Source organism: Roseiconus nitratireducens (genome assembly GCF_008629675.1).
GTDB lineage: Bacteria > Planctomycetota > Planctomycetia > Pirellulales > Pirellulaceae > Stieleria > Stieleria nitratireducens.
The window spans coordinates 214,532-231,326 of record NZ_VWOX01000003.1; the positions used below are offsets into that span (position 1 = coordinate 214,532).

11 protein-coding genes are annotated in these 16,795 nt (G+C 62.2%); 6 read left to right on the top strand and 5 right to left on the bottom strand.

Features of this window, described 5'->3' with window-relative positions; genetic code table 11:
* Nucleotides 1-49 precede the first annotated feature (49 nt).
* Nucleotides 50-1,249, bottom strand: coding sequence for an SGNH/GDSL hydrolase family protein (locus FYK55_RS06225; RefSeq protein ID WP_161604333.1), 1,200 nt, complete (start codon nucleotides 1,247-1,249; stop codon nucleotides 50-52).
* Nucleotides 1,250-1,507: 258 nt separating this feature from the next.
* Here FYK55_RS06225 and FYK55_RS06230 point away from each other — a divergent pair, with 258 nt between their 5' ends.
* Complete coding sequence (locus tag FYK55_RS06230; RefSeq protein WP_150075527.1) at nucleotides 1,508-1,744, top strand: hypothetical protein; 237 nt, start codon at nucleotides 1,508-1,510, stop codon at nucleotides 1,742-1,744.
* A gap of 107 nt (nucleotides 1,745-1,851) precedes the next feature.
* Nucleotides 1,852-2,697, top strand: coding sequence for a histidinol-phosphatase HisJ family protein (locus FYK55_RS06235; protein ID WP_150075528.1), 846 nt, complete (start codon nucleotides 1,852-1,854; stop codon nucleotides 2,695-2,697).
* 107 nt (nucleotides 2,698-2,804) lie between these two features.
* Here FYK55_RS06235 and FYK55_RS06240 read toward each other — a convergent pair whose 3' ends face one another.
* A complete protein-coding gene (locus FYK55_RS06240) occupies nucleotides 2,805-5,843 on the bottom strand; it encodes a hypothetical protein (RefSeq protein WP_150075529.1) in 3,039 nt (1,012 codons plus the stop codon).
* Nucleotides 5,844-6,263: 420 nt separating this feature from the next.
* Here FYK55_RS06240 and FYK55_RS06245 point away from each other — a divergent pair, with 420 nt between their 5' ends.
* Nucleotides 6,264-7,568, top strand: a complete 1,305-nt coding sequence (locus FYK55_RS06245) for an outer membrane protein assembly factor BamB family protein (RefSeq protein ID WP_150075530.1) — start codon at nucleotides 6,264-6,266, stop codon at nucleotides 7,566-7,568.
* Between the two features lie 70 nt (nucleotides 7,569-7,638).
* Here FYK55_RS06245 and FYK55_RS06250 read toward each other — a convergent pair whose 3' ends face one another.
* Nucleotides 7,639-8,463 (bottom strand): TrmH family RNA methyltransferase, encoded by an 825-nt coding sequence (locus FYK55_RS06250; RefSeq protein ID WP_235908465.1) that lies wholly within the window; start codon nucleotides 8,461-8,463, stop codon nucleotides 7,639-7,641.
* A gap of 169 nt (nucleotides 8,464-8,632) precedes the next feature.
* Here FYK55_RS06250 and FYK55_RS06255 point away from each other — a divergent pair, with 169 nt between their 5' ends.
* Both FYK55_RS06255 and FYK55_RS06260 read left to right on the top strand, forming a co-directional pair.
* Nucleotides 8,633-9,757, top strand: a complete 1,125-nt coding sequence (locus tag FYK55_RS06255; RefSeq protein ID WP_150075531.1) for an N-acetyltransferase — start codon at nucleotides 8,633-8,635, stop codon at nucleotides 9,755-9,757.
* Nucleotides 9,758-9,871: 114 nt separating this feature from the next.
* A complete protein-coding gene (locus tag FYK55_RS06260; RefSeq protein WP_150075532.1) occupies nucleotides 9,872-11,215 on the top strand; it encodes a beta-ketoacyl-[acyl-carrier-protein] synthase family protein in 1,344 nt (447 codons plus the stop codon).
* Nucleotides 11,216-11,239: 24 nt separating this feature from the next.
* Here FYK55_RS06260 and FYK55_RS06265 read toward each other — a convergent pair whose 3' ends face one another.
* Complete coding sequence (locus FYK55_RS06265; RefSeq protein WP_150075533.1) at nucleotides 11,240-12,448, bottom strand: 3-dehydroquinate synthase; 1,209 nt, start codon at nucleotides 12,446-12,448, stop codon at nucleotides 11,240-11,242.
* Nucleotides 12,449-12,497: 49 nt separating this feature from the next.
* Nucleotides 12,498-13,409, bottom strand: a complete 912-nt coding sequence (locus FYK55_RS06270) for an alpha/beta hydrolase (RefSeq protein WP_150075534.1) — start codon at nucleotides 13,407-13,409, stop codon at nucleotides 12,498-12,500.
* Between the two features lie 410 nt (nucleotides 13,410-13,819).
* Here FYK55_RS06270 and FYK55_RS06275 point away from each other — a divergent pair, with 410 nt between their 5' ends.
* The gene (locus FYK55_RS06275; RefSeq protein ID WP_235908466.1) at nucleotides 13,820-16,762 is read left to right on the top strand and encodes a hypothetical protein; all 2,943 of its coding nucleotides are present in this window, start codon (nucleotides 13,820-13,822) and stop codon (nucleotides 16,760-16,762) included.
* Nucleotides 16,763-16,795 lie beyond the last annotated feature (33 nt).

The window sequence follows — 16,795 nt, forward strand, 5'->3', positions numbered from 1 at the left end:
GCTTCGACCGCCTGATCGCCCGTCAGGTCGCAAATCATATGCCGGCCGTTCAGGACGCAACGAACTGGACCACTCGCACTGCGGTGCCACGGCTGCGCGGATCGTGTTGCGAACCGACGCGCACGCGAACCTGATGCTCGCCCCGTTCCAAACCGGCCCCCAACACGACGGTCCGCGGGTAGTGCAAACCGAGACTGAAACGATGGTACAGGTCAAGCGTCTGCCAGGGGCCGTCATCGATCGAATACTGCACCTGTCCCGCGTCGGGACCGGCCAACACGTACAACCCGACGGCGGAACCGGAAAAGTCAATGCGAAGTTCCGCACCGGGTTGGTCGGAATACGTCAGCGGTTGATTCTCAAACCGCGAACGCAGCGACCCTGCGACCGACTTCCAGGCGGGCACTTCGTGCTGCCAACCCGGCCCCAGATCAATTTGGTCCGGGGACAAGAATCGCCCGTGATCGAAATTGGCAACGTCCAACGGCTCCGGCAGTGGGTCGGCGGCATTGGACGGATCCGCCGTGTCGGTCGGAGTGGCGATGTCCTTGGACCAGGCGCGATCCAGCAACTGGTCAACCAGATCGGCCGCTAGACGATTGCCGGCGGCGCCGGGATGGACCCCGCCGTAATCTTTCCAGGTCATGGTCCCGGCCTGAATTCGACTCGCCAGTGCTTCGGCGACGTTGCAGGTTGAAATGCCATAGTGCTTCGCGACGCTCTCGTGGGCACGAATGCTGATCGGCACGCCCCCGGCCTGCACGGTTTCCAGCATCGATTCGTTGACGAAATGAATCATCACCAAATCCATCGTCGGCTCCACCGACTTGGCGGCACGCACGATCCCTTCCATCCCGCGCACGGCGTCTTGATACGAATGGCCCGCGTCCTGGTCATCGTTGACGGCGAATTCGACGAACAACAGATCGGGCTTGGCGGACAAGACATCGTGGTGCAATCGGAATGCACCGGTGTGCGAACAGGTCGATGCGATTCCCGCGTTGACGAACTGGAATTCAACTTCCGGGAATCGTTGCCGCAAGGACGCCATCACCAGCGGCCGATACCCTTGCATCTCCGTGATCGATCCGCCCAAAAATGCCACCGTTCCTCGGCCCGTCTCGGTCCACCGCTGGCGGCAGTGCGTCAACTCGCCGCGCATCCGAATCGCTTGCTCGGCACCGAGCAAACGACCGTCATCCGGCCCCGCAGCGTTTTCTTGTGCGTTCCCCTCCTGGGCTACGCTCAACCGGACCGCTCCCAACCAAAGGGGAAGAAGGGCCGACAAAAACAACGCGAAAACGAATCTTGGACTTGCGGGCATCTTGGACCACGGCATGGGGCGACAAGGGAGTCGGGGAAGCACGCTGCTGGGCGACGCGGAACGCCGGCGACGCGAAATCAGTGTGGGGACGGATTGTTCTTATCGTAATTTCTGGGACTATAGATTGACACGTGCCGCACGTGCTGGCAAACGAAGTCCCTCCCAATCAGTGAGACCGATCTGATGGATTCTCCACTTATCGTCATTGATGACAAACACGTACCGCTGTACCGCATCGTGTGGGTCGCGGATTTGCCCCATTTCTGCGGCGAAGATGACTGCACTCGTGAAGGCGAATACGAAATCCGGTTGGACGTCGATGATTCCCTGTGGACCAGCCAACAGGGTCGCGATGACGTGATCGAAGCCTTGCGGAAATGGTGCGGCGACCCGCAAGCCGACGGCGACGATCTGTATTGACTCGAGACGGAGCCCGATCGACGAAACCGCCGGCGCCGCCTCATCGCCTGGACTCTTCCCCCGACCGCCTGAACAGAACCACCTGACCACGCCCCCCTGTCGTTGCAATGCCCGAAGAACGAATCCTGTTCGAATCCCATTCTCACACGCCGCTTTGCAAACACGCAGAAGGGCAGCCCACCGAATACGCGGCGGTCGCCGAGGCTCGAGGGCTGCGCGGATTGCACGTCACGTGTCACAACCCGATGCCGAACGGTTTTTCCTCGGGTGTTCGCATGGCCGAATCGGAATTCGACCAGTACGTGGACCTGGTCGCTCAAACCACGGCCGATTGGCGGGGACGTGTTGACGTGCGTCTGGGACTGGAAGCGGACTATTTCGAAGGCCTGGAATCCTACGTGGAGAAACAGCTCGCCAGCGCGGAATTCCATTTCGTGCTCGGATCGGTGCATCCACAAATCGGCGAGTTCCGCGACCGTTACTGGTCACAGGATCTTCGCGAAGTCCAAGCGACCTACTTTCGTTTATTGGCCCAATCGGCGGAGACCGGGCTGTTTGACTCCCTGGCGCACCCGGACCTGATCAAGAATGTCACCCGCGAAGCGTGGGACGAACTGGAGGTGATGGATTTGGTCCGCCCGGCTTTGGACCGGATCGCCAAAACCGGCGTGGCGATGGAGTTGAACACCAGCGGCGTGAACAAGTTGATCCGCCAGATGAATCCGTTTCCGGCCATGCTGGTTGAAATGCAACAACGCAACATCCCGGTCACCCTGGGCGCCGACGCCCACGTGCCCGAGCGGGTGGCCGACGGCTACGAAACTGCCTTGCGACTATTGCGCGACTGCGGCTACCGCAACGTCAGTTTCTTTACGGATCGGAAACGGCACGAGGTGGAGATTGATCGTACCCTCGGCAGCTTGGTTCTGCCGGATCCGGCCGAAAGCCGCTGAAGTTGGCAAATGCGGTTCAGCGCCGTTGTCTGAGACAAGCAGGCTGTCGTCCCTTCGGGACTGCCAACGCCTGTCGTCTCGATCGCATCACACTCGGGCGAGTGTGGCTACGGTTGCCCCGCAGCGTCCACCTCGTTTTCGCCAGCGTCCAATTTCGCCTGGTACTTCTGGATCTGCTGATGCAAGTGCCATTCGTCCGGTTCGTCCAACAGACACGCGGACTCGATCGCCAAGGCCTGCCCAGGCTCGCCAAGCAGAAACAGCACTTCGGCCAGCGTGTCGCGGTAGACGACGCTGTCGGGTTCCAAAAACACCGCGCGCTCGGAAAGCCGCAACGCTTCCTCCAATCGGCGTTCATTCATCGCCGCGGTCCACGCCAGATTGTTCAGCGACGTGGCGTCGGTCCCGAAACGATCGGTGTGCTCGATCCCACGATCCATCAGCCGATCGAATGCCTGATCGGCGATCTCCTTCATCCCGGCTTTGCGGAGTTTTGGAAGCAGGCTTTCGGCAAAATCAATGTTGACCGGATCAAAGTTCTCGATGGCGGCAATCGCCCGCTTCACTTCGGCCGCATCCCGTCGATCGATCGCGCGGGTCAGTTCGCCCTTGAGCAGGCTCAGGGGCAGCGAAATGTAGGCGGTGTCGGGATAGCGGTCAGGCTTCAAGATCCGCAAGACGGCGACACCGGTCCGGCGTGCCGCCTGCTCGGGGCTGATACCGACCGTGCCTGACACCTCCAGATTCGACTCTGCCAGTCGATCGATCACGCTCCCCAACGCGGTCGCCGCAAAAAAGAATCCCGCCTCGTCTTCGTTGTCGAAAGCCAACAAGACCGTCAAGTCGCGCAGGGCCTCGGCGGCCAGTTCGTCCTGCTCCCCTTCGCTCAGGTATTCCGCCAGGTCTTTGCGAAACGTCAGCGAAGGTGACGCGAACATGAACCGAATGCGTCGCTTCCAACGCTCAGCGGCCTCATGGTCGCCGGCACGTCGGGCCAGCATCCACTTGATCGCGATCGTCTTGGCGTACGCCAGCCCGTGATCGACGGTGATCCGCGTCTGCGTTTGACCGAAAACGGACGCCGCTTCCATCGCCTGGTCACACAACATGGATGCCGAAGCATCGTCACCGCGCCGCATTTCCGTTTCGACCAGCCGGAGCTGGGCGTCCAAGTCGCCATCGCGCGCCAGGATCTGCAAGCCCCGCCGGGCCAGATCGAATTGTCCTTGCTGGCTGAAGACGTCAATCATGTCCAGGTCCAAAAGGACCGTTTCGGTTTGAACGATTCGGCCGCCGGCACGTGAGACACGGGGATGACTGGCAAGCAGATCGAACAGATGCTCAAAGTCGTCCGGGTCTCGCAGCGACTCGCTTGGTTCGCCACGCAGCAATTGGCAAACGATTCGGAAACGGTCGCGAAACGATTCCTTCGGCAACACAATGCGAATCCGATCGAGCAACGTGGTGACCGTGTCGAATTGAGAATTCAATCCCCAGGCGACAATGCTGCGCGTCCGCGCACCGACGGAGGTTTCCTCCGGCGCGACCGCCAGTTCGATCAGCCAGTCCAATTGGTTGGCAGACACCAATTCGGCCAGCGTCTTGTCCCGCAGCGTGACCGAATTCGACTCGACGATGATCTCGCGGGGCGTCAGCTGCTGGTAAATCCGTCGGGCGTTGTCCAAGTCACCGACTTGAATCAGGATCCGTGCCAACGCATACAACCGTTCGATTTCCGGCGCCAGTTGTCCCAGGCTCAACGCCGTCTGGGCGTCGAAGGCTTGTTCGATCCATCGATCAAGATCCGTGTCGACCTGATCCAGCGGATAACCGGCAAGCTCCACCGCCCGGTCGTAGCGCGATGCCGCCGCCGCAACCTTGGCCGCAGTTGCACGATCGGTCCGCGCCAAAATCTCGATCGCCAGATCGACTTCTCCGTGGACGGCCAGCGATCGCCACCGCAACCGTGTCGTGTCCTCCGACTCGGAAGGATGCGATTCCATCAAGCACTCGATCGCCCGTTTGCGGAGGCTTTGATCGTCCAAGCGATGCGCGGCGGCAAGCGACCAGGCGCACCAATCGATTCGTCGGTCGATGGCTTCAGCATCGCTCTGGGATTCCAATCGGTCGGATTCGGCGGCGGATTGTTCGGCGATCAGATCCCAACGTCCAAACAGCGACCGCGCGGTCCGCAACCACTTGGGGTCGGAAAGCTTCGCGGCCGTCTGCAGCGCTTCGGATTCGTCGCCCCGCAAGGACGCCAGAATCGCCAGCGTCGCCTGTTTCTCATCCTGGCTCCACGACGACGACGCCGACGGCAATCGGTTTTCGGCATCAACCGGGATTTCCAACATTCGCATCAAGTCGATGCGGGCGATGGCCAAGTGATGATCGACTGCAACAGCATCGAGCAAACGCAACAGGTCCGGCTCGGTCCCTTCGGCCAGGGCCTGGTTGACGTACATCGGAAACCGTTCGGTCAGGAATTGGGCCACCCGGGATTTGATCTGATCAAATTCGATCGTCCCCGCCGACTCTTCCACCGCAACGAGAACGGCGTCGAACATTCCTTGCTCCAGGACGGCGGCCAAGGCCGATGGCTCGTCTGCCGTCTGGCCACTGCCGACAGGCATTTGACCGGTTCCCGGTAGAGCACCGCTGCGCCACTGCCGCAGGATCCACTCGGCCCGTTCGGCAACTTCCGGATCGGAGTTGCGCGCGGCGTCCTGGACCGCTTCTCGGGAACGCGTCCGCTTGCGCCACATTTCCAACGTGGCACGTTGGCGTTCGGCGTAGCTTCCCCCAGCCAGGCTGCTGGGCCGCAACACGTCGTCGGCGGGCGGACCCGCCGATGGAGCCTTTTCTGCGACGGTGTCGTTGCCGCCAAGTCCCTGTCCCAACGCTGCGTCGTCAACCAACCCCGACGTCGCAGTTTTCGCTGAATCGGACGAGGCCTCTTCTTGGGCCGACGCCCGGGGCGTCGGGCCCAGTTGCACCACCACGGCGACCGCCGCCAAAGCGACCGGCAGCCGCACCCAACGGCTTCGATCGATGTTGCGGAGAGACAATCGTTGGAAAAACCAGCGCGTGAAACCTGACATCACGCGGGGTGGGATCCGGCGCGAAAGGAGTTGCAAACGGGTCATGCAGGCATCCGTGATGGAACATGGAATCGAACGAACCGATCGGCCGTGCGGCCAACTCGGCTCCCCGAAAAGGTCGCAGGGCAGTGACGCGAACGGTGCGGGCGGGTCCAAACCGGGACGTGCCGCACCTGGGCGTGCTGGGTGTTGCGGGCTGGCTGGACCGTCGGCAAAGGGCAGCGAGGGTGGGTCGGACGGATTGTCGGTGGGTCGCGACAGCGGGCAGCAACCGGCACGCGGCCAGGATCACCCTTCGGACCTGCCGCTGACGCCCGCCTTTCGATCGTCGGTCGCGCCCGAGTATGATTCCGCAGCGGCCAGCTGTCCTGAACAGTTGTCCCGAACCGTTGTCTTGCAGCCCGCCGTCCATCATAACAGATGGCAACCTCGGCCCACCTCATTGTCCTCCCCCGGGAATCCATCATGGTTCTATACCGATCCGCGATCGCACCCCTCGCTCTCTTGGCCGTCGCGACTTGCTGTGCCGCATTGTCGGCTGCCGACACGTCGCCGCCTTGGCCGCAGTGGCGCGGCGGCAACCAGAACGGAGTCGCACCCGGTGAGGATTATCCGGTCCAATGGTCTGAATCCACGGGCATTCTGTGGAAAACGGAGCTTACCGGCAGCGGCGGCAGCACGCCGGTCGTCGCCGGCGATCGCGCCTATTTGACCGCCGGAGTGGAAGGCAAAAACACATTGATGGCGGTGGACTTGTCCAGCGGCGACCCGCTCTGGCAGGTCTCGCTGGGCGAAGACCGCGGAAACAAGCATCGCAAGGGCAGCGGCAGCAACCCGTCCGCCGTGACCGATGGACAACACGTCTTTGCCTATTTTCGCAGCGGCGATCTGGCCTGCGTGGACCTGGAAGGCAAGGTCCAATGGCAAGTGAACCTGCAAGACCAATTCGGTGAAGACACCTTGTGGTGGGACCTGGGCACCTCCCCAATGTTGATCGACGACCTGGTCGTGGTCGCGGTGATGCAATCCGGCCCGAGTTACCTGGTCGCCTTTGATCGGACCTCTGGTGAACAAGCGTGGAAAACCGACCGGATGTTGAACGCGCCCGAAGAGGCGGCCCAAAGTTATGCCACGCCGCTGGCCCTGCCGGATTTGGGAGCGATCGCCGTGATGGGCGCAGATCACTTGACCATCCATTCCTCGGCCGACGGTCGTGAACTGGGACGCGTCGGCGGGTTCAATCCCGACGCCGAACGCTATTTCCGCTCGATCGCTTCCCCGGTCGCCAGCGGCGACCTGATCGTGTGCCCTTATTCTCGTGGCGACACCGTCACGACCTGCCGCATCAGTGACGTGATCGCCGGCAAAGGACGTGAGAGTGTGGTCTGGTTTCGTGATGATCTTGGCAGCGACGTTCCGACACCGGCAGTTCACGATGGCCGTCTGTATGTCATCAGCGACACCAAACGCACCAAAGGCACGATTACCGCAGCCGACTTGGAAACCGGCAAGACCGTCTGGACGGTCGAATTGCCGAAATCTCGCATCGGCTACAGCAGTTCGCCTCTGGTCGCGGGCGATCACCTGTACGTCACCGGCGAAGACGCCACGACCTACGTGATCGGTCCTTTGTCGGCCGAACAACCGAAACTGGTCCAAAGCAATCCGGTGGCCGACAACGAGCCGTTCACCGTCGCCAGCCTGGTCCCGATCGACGGCACCTTGCTGCTGCGTTCGCGCCACGACTTGTATCGCATCGGAAAGAAATAACCGATCGCGGCGGCGCCGACCAACGATTTACCGACCTGAGATTCTGGTCCTCAATCGGCAGGGTTTCGGATCAATGTCGCCGCTGCCGCGCCGCCTCATAAAGCAAGACGGCCGCTGAGACGGAGACGTTCAAACTGTCCACCTGTCCGGCCATCGGAATGTGGACTCCCTGGACGTCGCCTTGGGGACCGTCCCAGCGGTCCCCCAAGCCCAGCGCCTCGCTGCCGACGATGATCGCCGCGGCACCGCTCAGGTCGGTGGCCCACAGCGGGCGGGACGACTCCACGCGTGCCGCAAACATCGGAATGCCCTGCGCCCGCAGCCAACGCCTCGCGTCGGTTTCGTCGGCGACGGCCGAGGCGACGGTGAAGACCGCGCCCAAACTGCTGCGGATGGCGTTGGGATTGTATCGGTCACTTTCCGCGGGCGTCAGGATCACCGCATCGACGCCCGCCGCATCGGCGCAGCGAAACGCCGCCCCCACGTTGCCGGGCTTTTCGACCTGATCAAGCACCAGGATCAGCGGCGTGGAGGGAAGCGTCAGCGAGGACAGATCTCCGCCGGGAGCCTGGAACTCCGCCACCACGCCGCGAGCAGATTGCCCGTAAGCGATCTTTTGCATGACCGCGGCGGACACCGTTTGCAGAGCCGCCCCGGCATGACGGTGCACCCAATCACGATCCGCGGCGGATTCCTGCGGACCCGGTGTTGGCCGCGTTTCCTCCGAGAGCACGTAGACACCTGTCGGCTCCAATCCGGATTCCATCGCGCGGCGTGTTTCGCGATAGCCGTCGACCAACATTTTTCCGGCCCGCCGACGGGCGCGATTGTCGCGCATCCTTACCAGATGTTTCACCGTCGGGTTTTGCAGGCTGGTCAGTTCGGGGCGCGGCACGGCAGGGCATATCGAACGACGGAAACGTCACGACGGAACCGGGTGGTCGCCGCCGGGTGGGCTCGGTAGGCCGATCAGGATACCATCACGGCCCTGATTTGACTGCCGCGCTGGAACTCCCCACGCCAGTGACGGCCCGTGCTCGCGAACCATCTGGATGATTCGATCGATGAACGCCGAACAGTGCCTTCCCGTCAGCGGCTGGTCGGACCGACGCGCCTTTCTGAACCTGGAGAAGCGGCTGTACGCCGACGACCCCAATTGGGTCACGCCATTGTGGAGCGAACGAAAGGCGTTGTGCGGGTTCACGTCGCATCCGTTCTACAACGACGCCGAAAGCCAGGCCTTTCTGGTTCGCCGACACGGGCAAGTCGTCGGACGCGTGCTGGCGATCGTCAACCATGCGCACAACCGACACCACAACGAGAAGCGAGGTTTTTTCGGCTTCTTCGAATCCATCGACGATGTCGATGTCGCCCGCTGTCTGATGGATCGCGCGGGGGATTGGCTGCGAGAAAAGGGCATGACCGATGTCCGCGGCCCGGTTCACCCGAGTCTGAACTACGAAGTGGGATTGTTGATCGACGGGTTCGACACACCGCCCACCTTTTTGATTCCTTACAACCACGCCTATTACGCCCAGTTGATCGAAGCGTGTGGGTTCAAGAAATCCCAGGACCTGTTCTGCTACGAAGCGGGCATCGAAGACCTGGACGACCTGGACCCGAAACTTCAATTCGTCATCGAGGAGGCGACCAAACGTTTCAAGGTCAAAACGCGGCCGATCGATCGGTCCCATTTTGAAGAAGACGTCCAGGTGTTTCTGTCGATTTACAACCAATCGTTGCAGCGGACCTGGGGGTACGTCCCGATGAGCAACGAAGAATTGGTGCACCAGGCCAAGCAATTGAAATGGCTGATCGTTCCAGAACTGACCAGCATCGCCGAAATCGACGGCAAGCCGGTCGGCGCCGGATTTGGCCTCCTGGATTACAACCAGATCCTGAAGAACATGAACGGTCACCTGCTGCCGCTGGGATGGTGGAAACTGCTCAACGGAAAACGCAAGATCGACCGTCTGCGTCTGGTCAGCACCAACGTGCTGCCCGAGTATCAAAAGTGGGGTTTGGGGTTGGTGACCCTGTCGCGGGTGCTGCCCGACGCGATCGATTTCGGGATTCAGGTCGGTGAATTCTCCTGGGTGCTGGAAAGCAACTCGCTGTCGCGCGGCACGATCGAGCGGGGCGGTGCCAAGAAAGTCAAGACGCAACGAATCTACGATCGGCCCCTGTAAAACCTGGCCAACGAGCGGCTTTGGCGGCGGTACGCCTAGCCATTCGACCGACCACGAATCATACTCGCGACATTCGCCCTGTTGCTTGCCACCCAGAATTGACCGCTGACTGATATGCCACGCGAAGACGATGTCGTAATCACTGGAGTGGGCATCGTCAGCTCGATCGGAATCGGACCGGAGGCCTATTTCCAGGGATTGCTCGAAGGCCGCAGCGGCGTTCGATCGCTGGGCGATCGCACCGACGGCGACGCGTCTCCGGCCGAGGGCGAACCGATCGACGGCTTGTGGATTGGGGCGCCGGTGGTCGACTTTGAACCGAAACAGTACGTGCGTCCCCGCAAGGCGTTGAAGGTCATGTGCCGGGAAATCCAGATGGGTTTCGCGTCGGCCCACTTGGCGATCGAGCACGCGGGGCTGTCCGATTCGATTCCCGCATCGGACGACGGCGGCTTGCGCCCGGAACGACTGGGAACGGTCTACGGCGGCGAAATCTACTTCAGCCCGCCGCATGAATTGACCGAGACGATCAAGCAGTGCATGGACGACAACGGCAACGTCGTCACCGGCCGGCTGGGCGACGCCGCTCGCCGGGAAATCATGCCCTTGTGGATGCTGAAGTACCTGCCGAACATGCCGGCTTGCCAAGTGGGAATCTCGATCAACGCGCGCGGCCCGAACAACTCCCTGGTGCTGGGCGATGTCTCCGGCCCGGCCGCGCTTTTGGAAGCTGAATCGTACCTGCAGCGAGGGCTCGCCGACGCCGTGCTGGTCGGGGCGACCGGCACGCGGATCAGCGCCACCCGACTGAATTATCGGCACGACGCACCCATCCCACACCTGAGTGACGGCAAGATCGAAGACGCCTCTCGGCCACATGATCCCCAATCCAGTGGCGTGGTCGGGGGAGAAGGTGCGGTTTCGGTCGTTGCCGAAACCTTGTCGAACGCGGAGCAACGCGGCGCCACGGTGCTTGCCAAAGTCCTGGCGACCGCCTCTCGGTTCGTCCCCACCGATGCGATGCGGACCGGCCAACGATCCGCCGAAATCGACCCCACTCCCGATCGCCGCGCCACCCGAGCGATTCAAGCCGCCATCGAATCGGTCCTGCAACGATCGAACGTTGCCCCCGAATCAATCGGGCTGGTGGTCAGCCACGCCGTCGGCGACCGGCAAGTCGACTCCGGCGAAGCCCAGGCGGTCCAGGCCGCCGGCATCGACTGTCCCGTCGTCGCCGTCGCCGCATCGCTGGGGCACCTCGGCGCCGCCTCCGGGATGGCGGAGATCGCAACCGGGGTGCTGGCCCTGGCCCATCAAACCGTACCGCCGACGCGCTTTCAACAAGTCAGCGAAGGCGTGCGACTCTGCCAGCAGCCCCAGCCGCTGGAATCTCCCTACGTGCTTTGCCTTTCGCACACCACCGAGGGCAGTGCCATGGCGGTGTTGCTGGGTCGATAAGACAACCGGCAGCCGGATCGATTCCTAACGCGCCACCTGCAGCCGGCTGCTTTCGGTCTCCAGCATTTTGATCGCTTCGCCCATCGTCTGGATGTCGATCTCGTGGACGTTCACGCTGGCGCCAACGCCTTTGAGCATCGTGATCGTCAGCCGACCGCCAAGGTGCTGGCGGAACTCTTCCAGGCCGCCCAGCAGCCGATCCAGCGGCGAGAGTGCGTCGTGCCACAAAGGCAGCCCCAGCGTATGCAAGCACTGACAGACACGCTGCGCATCGGACAGGGGGAAGCCGAGTTTCAAATGCGAATAGAACGTGTCGATCGCAACACCGATGCCGACCGCTTCCCCATGGCGAAGTTGGTAGTCCGTCAGCGGTTCCAACTTGTGGGCCGACCAGTGACCAAAATCCAACGGACGCGCTTCCAACATTTCAAACGGGTCGCCACCTTCGGTGATGTGTCGCAGATGCAATTGGCAACTGGTCGCGATCGCTGCTTGGGCGGCCGTCATGTCACGTTGCCGAATCGCATCGGCGTGTTCGCACAGCCAGTCAAATTCCTGCCGGCTCTTCAGCAAAGAAACTTTCACCGCCTCGCTGAACCCGCTGCAGAAATCTCGATCCGGCAAGGATTCCAACAACGCGACGTCGTTGATCACGGCCCAGGGAACGGCAAACGTACCGACCCAGTTTTTCTTTCCGAAATAATTGATTGCGTTTTTCACACCGACACCGCTGTCGGCTTGCGCCAGCGTCGTGGTGGGCAAGCGGACCAGACGGATTCCCCGGTGTGCAATCGCGGCGGAGTAGCCCACGGCGTCCAGCATGGCGCCCCCGCCGACGGCCACAATGTAGCTGCGGCGATCCAGATCGTGCCGGTTGATCTGCGTCAGGACTTCCTGCACACAAGTCGCATCATTCTTGACGGCTTCGCCGCCCTCGACCAGCAACGCCTCGCGAACCAACTGCACCGAATCCGTTTCCGCCAGATGACGCTGCAACGCGGCAACATGCTGGCTGGATTCGGCCACGGGACGTTCTGCGACCAACAGCACCTTGGCAGTTCCGGTCGCGCTGGCATCCAGCAGGTCGACCAACACGTCGAAGTCCCGACCGGAGACTTCCGCCGTCGTGCGTAATCGATGAACGAAGGGCACCGAGAAGGCGAGATCGAGGTGCTGCGAATCGTTCGCGTCGTCGTGCGGCTTTTCGGAAGAGGGTTTCAACGGTCGAAGCATGTCTATCAAAGTTGGCGGGGGTCAGAGAAGTCGTCGTTTCCCTCAGTCATCAAGGCGTGTGGTCTTGCCATCCTCGCCACAGCCAACGTAGCGAATCGGGAAAGATGGCGCCGCCGTGATTGCCATCGTGCCCACCGGTCCCAAAGACCAGTTTGTAATCGTAATCGTGAAACGCCAGCGCCCGCGCCATCTGTCGGTTGGCCAACGGCCAATTTCCAAAACGATTGTCCAAGTCGTTCTCGCCGTCCTGCAAAAACACGCGAATCGGTTTGGGTTCTGACTTACGAATCATGGGGGGGTAGTTATGACCGCCCCGCAGGTCGACAAAACTTCCGATGTGGCTGAGCACCTTTCGGAACTGGTCGGGACGATGCCAGGCGACCGAGAACGCGCAGATTCCACCGGAACTGCTTCCGCAAACCGCTCGCAATTCCGGGTTGTCCGTGATGCGGTACTTCTTCTCGACCTCCGGCAGAATTTCCGTCAGCAGGAATTCGGCGTAGTCGCCATTGACCGAATCGTATTCGACACTCCGGTTGCTCGGTCGCGGGCTCCAGCCACGTTTCTCTGCCAGCTCCCCCCGGTGACCGGGATCGATCATCACCGCGATGGTCACCGGCATGTCCCCCTGAGCGATCAGGTTGTCGAAGACGACTGGGACTCGAAAGTCGCCCCCGGGGCCTTCGTAGGCATGCCCGTCCTGAAACACCATCAGCGCCGCCGGCGTCTCGCCGTCATACTGGGCCGGCACATACACGCTGTAGCGGCGGCGCGTTCCCGGGTAAACCTTGCTGTCAAGCCACTCGTGCTGCGTGACGCTCCCCCGCGGGACCGATTCGTTCACCTGGGAGTCTGGACCGTGCTGGTAACCCTTCGAGGGAGCTTCGGCAACGGCGGCATGCTGGCCGATCGGACAAACCAGCGACAGCAGGGCTGCCGCGAAGAGACGGCGGATGGGCATCAAGGCAAACTCAGTCGGGCGGTGGGGGAGTCGAGGGGCGGGATCTCCATCATAGCATCCTCTGGAAATCGTTCGAGTTCCGAGAACGGGTCGGAGCCGACGTCGGCCCCATTTTCACTCGGAAAAATGGCGTTCGGTGCCGCCATCGGACGGCGGCCCCCCGGTCGGGTCGCGATCCGCCACATCCCGTCGCGGCCCAAACTCATCGCGGCCCAGCTCACCACCGCCGCGTGAAACGTCCGTTGTGAAACACGCGAGTTGAAAGCCGCGCGGGGTCAGCGGTCAGCTCAGGCAGCGGAACAAAAACCGGGCCGGTGTTCCAAGCGGACTTTTCTCTGACGCCCGCGATTTGCTATGCACGCAGTCCTACTGAAGGACCAGTCGGTTTTTTCACCAACGGATTGCGACCCATGAAAGCGTTTGGCGTAAGACTCGCCGCCGGATCTGCGACGATTCTCCTCGGGGCCATCATGGCAGCCCAGGCTCAGAAAGATCAACAAGTTCAAACCGACGCGTCGTGGACGACGGAGCAGATTCCGCCTGGAAAGTCGCCGATGCCGATCGGGCTTTCCGATGAGCTCTCACCCGCGCAACCTTGGGAAGCCGAATCGCTGCAATCCGTGGAAGACGACGGGTCGCAGGAGTCGTCCACCGACTCCGGAATCCAGTTGGTGCAGCACACCGAACCGGTTGCTCCGGCCCCCGAACACGACGATCTTGCCGACCAGGACGCAGCCGCCGGCCCCACGCTGACACTGCCCGGCCAGGAAGCGACGGCGGCGGACGCTCCCCCCCAGTCCACGATGGTCATGCGCTTTCCGAATTTTGACGACGCACCCCCGTTGGACGAAACGGAATCCGCCCCCGCGAGCGACCAGCCCAGCATGGCTCTGCCGCAAACCCCCGACGCGGATCCCGCAGCCGCCGCATCGGCGCCCTCGTTTGCCTCCGCTCCGATGATGGACCACCCGGCGGAAGGTCCCGCTGGACAATCGGACGAACCGGCTCCCAACAACGGACTGCGAAGCGGTCCGGCCTCCGGGTTGCGAGCTCCCGCCGCCCAGTCGGCTTCCGATCCCGCCAATCTACCGCCAGCCGCCGCGCCAACCTTCGACGCTTCCGAATCCTTTGCCGATTCACCGGCCGCGGTCCAATCCGCGGGTGACGCGCCAGCCGGGACCGCCGCTTGGGATTTTTCCGCGGACGTTTCTGCCGATGTCGCCGCGGGTGATCTCGCGACGCCCGAATCTTCCGCACCGATCAACGGCAAGCCGGCTGCCATGTTGAATGCCGTGCTGCCCGGCGAGGGCGAAGACGCCGCCGCGCAGCTGAGCGACGCGCCGCGCTCGACCATGCGGATCAACCGCGATGCCGCGGCGCAGATTCAATTCGGCACCCCGGTCCAAATGGACGATACCGGCGCCATGGGCGGCGAACCATCGGCCACCCTTTCACCCCAAACCAGTGGTCCAACCAGTGGTCTGGGGTTTGCCAGCACGCCGCAAATTCAAAACAGCCCTGGAGCCGCAGCACTGCCGCCGAGTGCGACGCCGGCGGGAGATTTCAATACGGGTCCCGACGCGTTCGGGAACAACGGAACGGTCGGAAACACAGCACCCGCCGACGCGACGTTCAATCAGCCCGCGGCCGGATACGACGCCAGCCACACGGCCCAACCCGCCGGCGGCTTTGCGATTCCCGGTTCCGACGCCGGCTTCGCTGCCTCAAATGACGGCAGCGGCCAAGCACCACCGCTTCCGGCTCCGCGGTTTGATGCCCCGCCGATGCAGCAAACGCACAACTCGCAAGGAACCGACCCGATGTCGGCCCCGAACGCCATGCCCGGCCAATACGGGGCGCCCGGCCAGTACGGCGCGCCGCAGGGAGGTGAATCGCCCTATCGAAGTGTCGGCTACAAAGGCCGCAGCACTCAGCAGCCGCCGCTTGCCGAAGGGCCCACCCTGGCCTCGCCGGGCGATCGTCGACTGGACGGTCCCCAATCACCGTCCGTCGTGATCCACAAGCGGGCTCCGACGGAGGTGAAAGTCGGCAAACCGGCAACCTTCGTCATCACGGTCAAAAACGTCGGCGGTTCGCCCGCGATGGACGTCCGAGTGCAAGATCGTGTGCCCGCCGGGATGACACTGGTGGACGCCACACCGCGACCGGATCCCAAGTACCAACCGGAACTGTTCTGGAACCTCGGTGATTTGCAACCGCAGGAAGAACGCACCATCACGCTGCAGCTGAAACCGGAACAGGAAGGTGAACTCGGTAGCGTTGCCCGCGTCACCTTCGAAGCCGCCGCATCGGTCCGGACCGTCAGCACCAAGCCCGAACTGAAAATCATGCAACGGGCGCCCGAAAAGGTGTTGATCGGTCAACAATTGGAGATCGAATTGGAAGTCAGCAACCCCGGTACCGGCGAAGCAACCGGCGTGATCCTGCAGGAAGACGTTCCGGCTGGTCTGGAGCATCCCCAGGGACGTCAGCTGGACAATCTGATCGGAAATCTGCGTCCCGGCGAAATCCGTCGACAAATGCTTCGCATGCGGGCGGTCCAGCCCGGCGTGGTGCAAAACACCATCCGAGTGAAAGGGGACGACGGATTGGAAAAAACCCACACAGTGGACGTCGAAGTCGTCGCGCCGGAATTGAAAGTCGCGTTGAATGGACCATCACGCCGGTACCTGGAACGTCAGGCCACCTTCCAACTGGAAGTGGCGAACGTCGGAACCGCCGATGCCGAAAACGTGGAAATCAGCGTCCAACTCGATCGTGGATTCACGTTCGTCAAAACCGACTACGAAGGCCAATACGATTCGACCCGTCACGCCGTGTTCTGGTCGCTGCCCGCTTTGCCGGTGGGAGAAAGCGGCCAAGTGCCGCTGACATTGCTGCCGGTCGAAGAAGGCGATCGGGTCTTGCGGACGACGGCAACCGCCGATCTGGGCATCAATGCGTCAAGCGAACAACAGGTCGCCGTCGATTCACTTGCCGAATTGACCTTCACGATCCAAGACAGCGCTGATCCGGTCGAGATCGGTGGCGAATCGATCTACGAAATTCGAGTCGCCAACACCGGTTCACGTGACGACACGAATGTCCGGGTGCACATGCAACTGCCGCAAGGAATGGAACTTGCCGATAACGGTGACTTTCAGGTCAACGGGCAGGGGCTGATCGCATTCACCCCGCGGGCGTTGCTGAAGGCAAACGATGAAGTTGTCTACCGGGTCAAAGCACGCGGCGTGACGCCGGGCCGCCACTTGGTCAAAGCCATCGTGACCAGCGACCAATCGGACGTCCCGGTCACGAAAGAGGAAAGCATCATGGTCTACGCCGACCGCTGAGCAGGGCGGCGTGACACGACGGTCGGCCCGGCA